General features: G+C 70.3%; 4 protein-coding genes and 1 pseudogene. 2 read left to right on the top strand and 3 right to left on the bottom strand.

The features are described from left to right. The 3 genes and pseudogenes from EYA84_RS22725 to ettA all read right to left on the bottom strand — a co-directional run. Nucleotides 1-354 (bottom strand): annotated as a pseudogene (locus tag EYA84_RS22725) (hypothetical protein); the annotation flags it as partial. After that, nucleotides 351-797 (bottom strand): thioesterase family protein, encoded by a 447-nt coding sequence (locus tag EYA84_RS22720; RefSeq protein WP_131055136.1) that lies wholly within the window; start codon nucleotides 795-797, stop codon nucleotides 351-353. The pseudogene EYA84_RS22725 and the gene EYA84_RS22720, both read right to left, overlap by 4 nt. A gap of 15 nt (nucleotides 798-812) precedes the next feature. Next, a complete protein-coding gene (gene ettA / locus EYA84_RS22715; protein ID WP_131055134.1) occupies nucleotides 813-2489 on the bottom strand; it encodes an energy-dependent translational throttle protein EttA in 1677 nt (558 codons plus the stop codon). Nucleotides 2490-2842: 353 nt separating this feature from the next. Here ettA and EYA84_RS22710 point away from each other — a divergent pair, with 353 nt between their 5' ends. Next, nucleotides 2843-4243: a trehalose-6-phosphate synthase gene (locus EYA84_RS22710; protein WP_131055133.1), complete on the top strand. Its 1401-nt coding sequence runs from the start codon at nucleotides 2843-2845 to the stop codon at nucleotides 4241-4243. A 41-nt stretch (nucleotides 4244-4284) separates the two neighbouring features. Next, nucleotides 4285-6846, top strand: a complete 2562-nt coding sequence (otsB, locus tag EYA84_RS22705; protein WP_131055138.1) for a trehalose-phosphatase — start codon at nucleotides 4285-4287, stop codon at nucleotides 6844-6846. The last annotated feature ends 148 nt before the right edge of the window (nucleotides 6847-6994 follow it).

Raw genomic sequence — 6994 nt, 5'->3', positions numbered from 1 at the left:
TCGGCGCAGTTCCCCGCCCGGCAGCGTCTCCACCCACCGGCTCCCGGCCGGTGGCAACGCCCAGCGCCACTGCGCGTCCTGTCGCGTGGGCAACGCGCTCCCACCGGCCGCCAGTTCGGCCAGCAGACTCCCGGCGGCCACCGTGACGTCTCCGGCACCCGCGCCGGCCACCGTGCGCGCCGCCAGGACGCCCCACGGCAGCCGGGCCCAGAGGGCGGTACGGCCCGGTGCACCGGCCGGCCGCAACCGGACCAGGGCGGTGCTCTCGAACCGGACCAGCCGGGACAGGAAGGCCCCCGCGTCGGCGACGTCGACGATCCCGTGACCGTCGGCGTCGCCCCGCGATCCGGTCACGGTGTCCCGCCGTCGAGGGCGTACCCGAGCAGGAAGGCCCGTTCCTGCTCGGTCAGCCGACGGGCCGCCTGCTGGGCCAGGTCGAACGGCACCAGGACCGAGCGCGCCCGGCTGACCAGCAGGTCCCCGTCGTACATCTCGTAGCCGATGGTGAAGGAGGCCGCGCGGATCTGCTCCACCCAGAGGTCGATCCGCACCGTGGGCGCACCATCGGCGGTGGCGCGGTGCAGGGCGAAGTCGACCGGGCGCAGATAGTCGATCTCGTGCCGGCGGATCACGACGCCGTTGGTGAACGAGTCGATCCCCTGGGCCTGGGCACCGGCGAACATCAACGCCACCCGCGCCTCCTCATAGAGCGTGAGGAAGCGGGCGTTGTTGACGTGACCGTACGCGTCCTGGTCGGACCAACGCAGGGTGCAGTGGTAGACGAACCGGTCAGCCACGACGATCCGCCCCGATCAGTCGCGGGTCAGCTTGCGGTAGGTCACCCGGTGCGGCCGGGCCGCCTCGGCGCCGAGCCGGTCGATCTTGTTCTTCTCGTACGCCTCGAAGTTGCCCTCGAACCAGAACCACTTGGCCGGGTTCTCGTCGTCGCCCTCCCAGGCGAGGATGTGCGTGGCGACCCGGTCCAGGAACATCCGGTCGTGGGAGATCACCACGGCGCAGCCGGGGAACTCCAGCAGCGCGTTCTCCAGGCTGGAGAGCGTCTCCACGTCCAGGTCGTTGGTCGGCTCGTCGAGCAGGATCACGTTCCCGCCGATCTTCAGCGTGAGCGCCAGGTTGAGCCGGTTACGCTCGCCGCCGGAGAGCACCTTGGTCGGCTTCTGCTGGTCCGGCCCCTTGAAGCCGAACGCGGCGATGTACGCCCGGGACGGCATCTCGACCTTGCCCACCATGAGGTGGTCCAGCCCGTCGGAGACGACCTCCCAGACCGACTTGTCACCGGCCAGGCCCTGCCGGTTCTGGTCGACGTACGACAGCGAGACGGTCTCGCCGACCTTGACCGAGCCGTCGGTCGGCTGCTCCAGCCCGACGATGGTCTTGAACAGCGTGGTCTTGCCGACGCCGTTCGGGCCGATGATGCCGACGATGCCGTTGCGCGGCAGCGAGAACGACAGGTTGTCGATGAGTACCCGGTCGCCGAAGCCCTTGGTCAGGTTGTGCGCCTCGATGACGGTGTTGCCCAGACGCGGCCCCGGCGGGATCTGGATCTCCTCGAAGTCCAGCTTGCGGGTCTTCTCCGCCTCGGCGGCCATCTCGTCGTACCGGTCGAGCCGGGCCTTGGACTTGGTCTGCCGCGCCTTGGCGTTGGAGCGGACCCACTCCAGCTCCTCCGTGAGGCGCTTCTTCATCTTGGCGTCGCGGCGTCCCTCGACGGCGAGCCGGGCGGCCTTCTTCTCCAGGTACGTGGAGTAGTTGCCCTCGTAGCCGACGGCCCGGCCACGGTCCAGCTCCAGGATCCAGCCGGCCACGTTGTCCAGGAAGTACCGGTCGTGGGTGATCGCCAGCACGGTGCCGGCGTACTTGGCCAGGTGCTGCTCCAGCCACTGCACGCTCTCCGCGTCCAGGTGGTTGGTGGGCTCGTCGAGCAGCAGCAGGTCGGGGGCCTCCAGCAGCAGCTTGCAGAGCGCGACCCGGCGGCGCTCACCACCGGAGAGCGTGGTGACGTCGGCGTCCGGCGGCGGGCAACGCAGCGCGTCCATGGCGAGTTCGAGCTTGGAGTCGATGTCCCAGGCGTCGGCGTGGTCCAGCTCCTCCTGGAGCCGGCCCATCTCCTCCATCAGCTCGTCGGAGTAGTCGGTCGCCATCTGCTCGGCGATCTTGTTGAACCGCTCCAGCCTGGCCTTGGTGTCCGCGACCGCCTCCTCGATGTTGCCGAGGACGGTCTTCGCGTCGTTGAGCGGCGGCTCCTGGGCCAGCAGCCCGACGGTGTGGCCGGGCATCAGCCGGGCCTCGCCGTTGCTCGGCCGGTCCAGCCCTGCCATGATCTTGAGGAGGCTGGACTTACCGGCGCCGTTCGGGCCGACCACACCGATCTTGGCCCCCGGCAGGAAGCTCAGCGTCACGTTGTCGAGCACGACCTTGTCGCCGTGCGCCTTGCGCGCCTTTTCCAGGACGTAGATGTACTGGGCCACGGTACGGGCTACCCTCCGTCGGTGGTGATCGCCGAATGTCGTGTGGTGCGGGTGCGGGCCGGTTGACCGCCCGCCGCCGGCCGGAAGCCGGCCACGCGCACGCCATCGTCAATCCTGACAGGTACGCCGCCCCGCGCCCACATCGCCCCGCCCGACGCCATCGGGTAGGCCACCGGCCCGACACGCGGCAGCCCAGGCCGTCGGGGCAGGCGGCGGGCCGTGTCACCATGATCACGTTCACGGTTGACGGAGTCTGGGAAGGGTAGGTGACTCCGGCACGGGGGAACAGACGCCGCAGCTACGCTCAGTACGCTCATCGCGGTGGACCCGTCAGCACCCGGAGGTGGCCGATCGTGACCGTCCGTAGCTCCTTTGTCGTAGTGGCGAATCGACTGCCGGTCGACGAGGTGAGCACACCTGAGGGCCGACAGTGGCGACGCAGCCCAGGCGGGCTGGTCACCGCACTGCACCCCGTCCTCGCCGAGCATCAGGGCACCTGGGTCGGCTGGGCCGGCGGCACCGGCGCGGCCCCCGAACCGTTCGACCTGGAGGGCATCCGCCTGCACCCGGTGCCGTTGAGCGCCGAGGAGTTGGAGCGGTACTACGAGGGCCAGTCCAACGCCACCATCTGGCCGCTCTATCACGACGCCGTCGAGACGCCCGCCTACAAGCGGCGCTGGCGTGAGGCGTACCGCCTGGTGAACGCGCGCTTCGCGGAGGCCGCGGCGGAGGTCGCGGCCGAGGGCGCGACGGTGTGGGTGCAGGATTACCAGCTCCAGCTGGTGCCGGCCATGCTCCGGGAACTCCGGCCGGACCTACGGATCGGGTTCTTCCTGCACATCCCGTTCCCGCCGATCGAGCTGTTCATGCAGATGCCGTTCCGCACCGAGATCCTGCGCGGACTCCTCGGCGCCGACCTGGTCGGGTTCCAGCAGCGGCTGGCCGCGCAGAACTTCGTCCGGCTCGCCCGCCACCTGCTCGGCCTGCGGTACGAGGGCCAGATGATCCAGGTGGACGGTCGGCAGGTCAAGGCCGGCGCGTTCCCCATCTCCATCGACACCAAGGAGATGGAGCGGCTGGCCGCCGACTCGGCGATCCAGGCCCGGGCCAAGGAGATCCGCGAGGAGCTGGGCAATCCCAAGACGATCATCCTCGGCGTGGACCGGCTCGACTACACCAAGGGCATCGAACTGCGACTCAAGGCCTTCCGCGAACTGCTCGCTGACGGAAAGTTGACAGTCCCCGACGCCGTTATGGTGCAGGTCGCCACGCCGAGCCGCGAACGGGTCGAGCACTACCAGGCACTTCGCGTCAAGGTCGAGCGCGAGGTTGGTCGGATTAATGGCGAATTTGGGCGGGTCGGTGTGCCTGCGGTGCATTATCTGCATCAGTCGTACAGTCGGACCGAACTGGCTGCGATGTACGCCGCCGCTGACGTGATGATGGTGACTCCACTGCGAGACGGAATGAACCTCGTGGCCAAGGAGTATGTCGCGTCGAGGGCGGACCACGGGGGCGCGCTCGTACTCAGTGAGTTCGCCGGCGCAGCCACCGAGCTGCGTCAGGCGTTCCTGTGCAACCCGCACGACCCCGACGCGGTCAAGGACGCTCTGCTACGGGCCGTGCATGTGGAGAAGCCGGAGGCTCGTCGCCGTATGCGGACTATGCAACGCCATCTGCGCACCCACGACGTGGGGCACTGGGCGAAGTCCTTCCTCACCGAACTAGGTGTGCCTGACATGGAGGCGGCGTGAACGCCGGCTCAAACGAGATCATCACCCCGGCGGCGGGCACCATGGACCCGGAGCTCCGGTCCGCCATCGGCCGGATCGCCCGGGTCCCCCAGCTCCTCGTCGCCTGCGACTACGACGGCACGCTCGCCCCCATCGTGGAGGATCCGAGCAAGGCCGTACCGCTGCCGGAGTCGGTGGCGGCGGTGCGTGCCCTGGCCGCGCTGCCGCAGACCACCGTGGCCGTCGTCTCCGGTCGCGCGCTGCGCGACCTGGCCGCGCTCTCCCGGCTGCCCAGCGAGGTCCATCTGGTCGGCAGCCACGGCTCCGAGTTCGACATCGGGTTCGTCGAGCGGCTCTCCCCCGAGCTGATCGCGGTCCGCACCCGGCTGCGGGACGCGCTGCGCGAGATCGCCGCGACCCACCCGGGCGTACGCCTGGAGCGCAAACCGGCGAGCGTCGCGGTGCACACCCGTGGGGTGGCCCCCGAGATCGCCGGCGCGGCCATCGAGGCGGTCCGCAACGGTCCCGCCACCTGGCCGGACGTGACGGTCACCCAGGGCAAGGAGGTGATCGAGCTGTCCGTGGTGGCCACCCACAAGGGCACCGCGGTCGACCAGCTCCGCACCCAGCTCTCCGCCAGCGCGGTGCTCTTCATCGGTGACGACATCACCGACGAGAACGCCTTCGGCAACCTGCACGGCCCCGACGTCGGCATCAAGATCGGGCCCGGCGAGACCAAGGCCGGCTACCGGGTGGACGAGCCGATCGAGGCCGCCCGCGCGCTCGGACTGCTCCTGGAGACCCGACGGCACTGGCTGTTCGGCGAGCGCGCGGTGCCGATCGAGCGGCACTCGATGCTTGCCAACGGGCGTACCGTCGCCCTGCTCACGCCGGACGCCAAGGTCTCCTGGCTGTGCAACCCCAAGCCCGACTCGGCGGCCATCTTCGCCGACCTGGTCGGCGGCAGCCCGGCCGGTCACTTCAGCGTCGCCCCCGAACGCGGCGGCATCCCGCTCGGCCAGCGCTACCGGTCCGGCACCATGACCGTGGAGACCCGCTGGTCCGGGCTGACCGTCACCGACTGGCTCGACAAGCCCGACCCGAAGGCCACACCGGACGGTCCCGCGATCATCTCCGGTGACTCCACCCTGATCCGGGTGCTGGCCGGCACCGGTCGGGTCCGCGTGGAGTTCGCTCCCCGGCCCGAGTTCGCGCAGGTCGCGGTCCAGCTCCAGCCGGTCGGCGACGGCCTGCTGGTGCTCGGTTCCAACGAACCCATCGCGCTCTACTCCCCCGGCGTGCAGTGGGAGGTCGGCAACGACGGCGGGTACTCGACCGCCAAGGCGGTGGTCGACCTCTCGGCGCTCGGCGGGCAGGTCGTGCTGGAGCTGCGCTTCGGCACGCACAGCCTGGAACACCACCGGCTGCCGATCCACGAACGCCAGGCCGCCGCGGAACGGCCCTGGAAGGACTGGGTCGCCTCGCTACGCCTGCCCACCACGGCCCGGGACCTGGTCGCCCGCAGCGCGCTCACGCTACGCGGGCTCTGCCACGAGGCGACCGGCTCGATCCTCGCCGCCGCCACCACCTCGCTCCCCGAGGAACTGGGCGGAGTCCGCAACTGGGACTACCGCTACTGCTGGCTGCGCGACGCCGCGATGACGGCCCGCGCCCTGGTCGACCTCGGCTCGATCACCGAAGCCGAGGCGTTCCTGCGCTGGGTGGACGGATGCGTCGAGCGCACCGGCGGACACCCCGAGCGGCTGCACCCGCTCTACACCGTCGACGGGTACGAACTGGGCGCCGAAGCGGTCATCGACACGCTGCCCGGCTACGCCGGCTCCCGGCCCGTACGCGTCGGCAACCTCGCCAACCACCAGCTCCAGCTCGACGTGTTCGGCCCGATCGCCGACCTGATCGCCGCCACCGCCGACGCCCGAGGATCGGTCCGCCCCGAGGAGTGGCGGGTCCTGGAGAACATGGTCGAGGCGGTCCGTCGCCGCTGGCACGAGCCCGATCACGGCATCTGGGAGGCGCGTCTGCCTCCCCGCCACCACATCTTCTCGAAGGTGATGTGCTGGATGACCGTCGACCGGGCACTGCACGTCACCCGCCAGCACGGCGGCGAGGACCGCGCCGAGTGGGTGGAACTGCGCGACCGGATCGGCGCCAACGTCCTCGAACACGGCTGGCACGAGCAGGCCGAGGCGTACAGCGTCGCGTACGGCGACGAGGACATGGACGCCTCGTCGCTGTGGATCGGCCTGTCCGGGCTGCTGCCCGGCGACGACCCGCGCTTCCTCTCCACCGTGCTCAAGATCGAGGCGGACCTGCGCAGCGGCCCGGTCGTCTACCGCTACCACTGGGACGACGGCCTGCCCGGACGGGAGGGCGGCTTCCACATCTGCACGTCCTGGCTGATCGAGGCGTACCTGCGCACCGGTCGGCGTACCGACGCCGAGGAACTGTTCCTCCAGATGATCGACACGGCGGGCCCGACCGGACTGCTCCCCGAGCAGTACGACCCGCTCGCCGAGCGTGGCCTGGGCAACCACCCCCAGGCGTACAGCCACCTCGGCGTGATCCGCTGCGCGCTGCTGCTGGACAACATGCTCAAGCAGTAGCCCACGTACGCGCACACGGGCGGCCGGAGACCCAAAGGTCTCCGGCCGCTCCGCCGTCCCCACTGCGTCCTCCCCAGCGCTCCGCACTCTCTCCCACGTCTCACCCCCACACCCCTTTCCCCGCCCGCGCTACGTCCCACCCCCCGGC

The organism is Verrucosispora sp. SN26_14.1, assembly GCF_004307965.1.
Classification (GTDB): domain Bacteria; phylum Actinomycetota; class Actinomycetes; order Mycobacteriales; family Micromonosporaceae; genus Micromonospora.
This window is presented reverse-complemented; position numbering and strand designations above follow the sequence as displayed.

What these genes read in the sequence shown, in the direction of transcription:
- otsB (WP_131055138.1), top strand. Translation starts at nt 4,285, where the DNA reads ATGGACCCGGAGCTCCGGTCCGCCATCGGCCGGATCGCCCGGGTCCCC.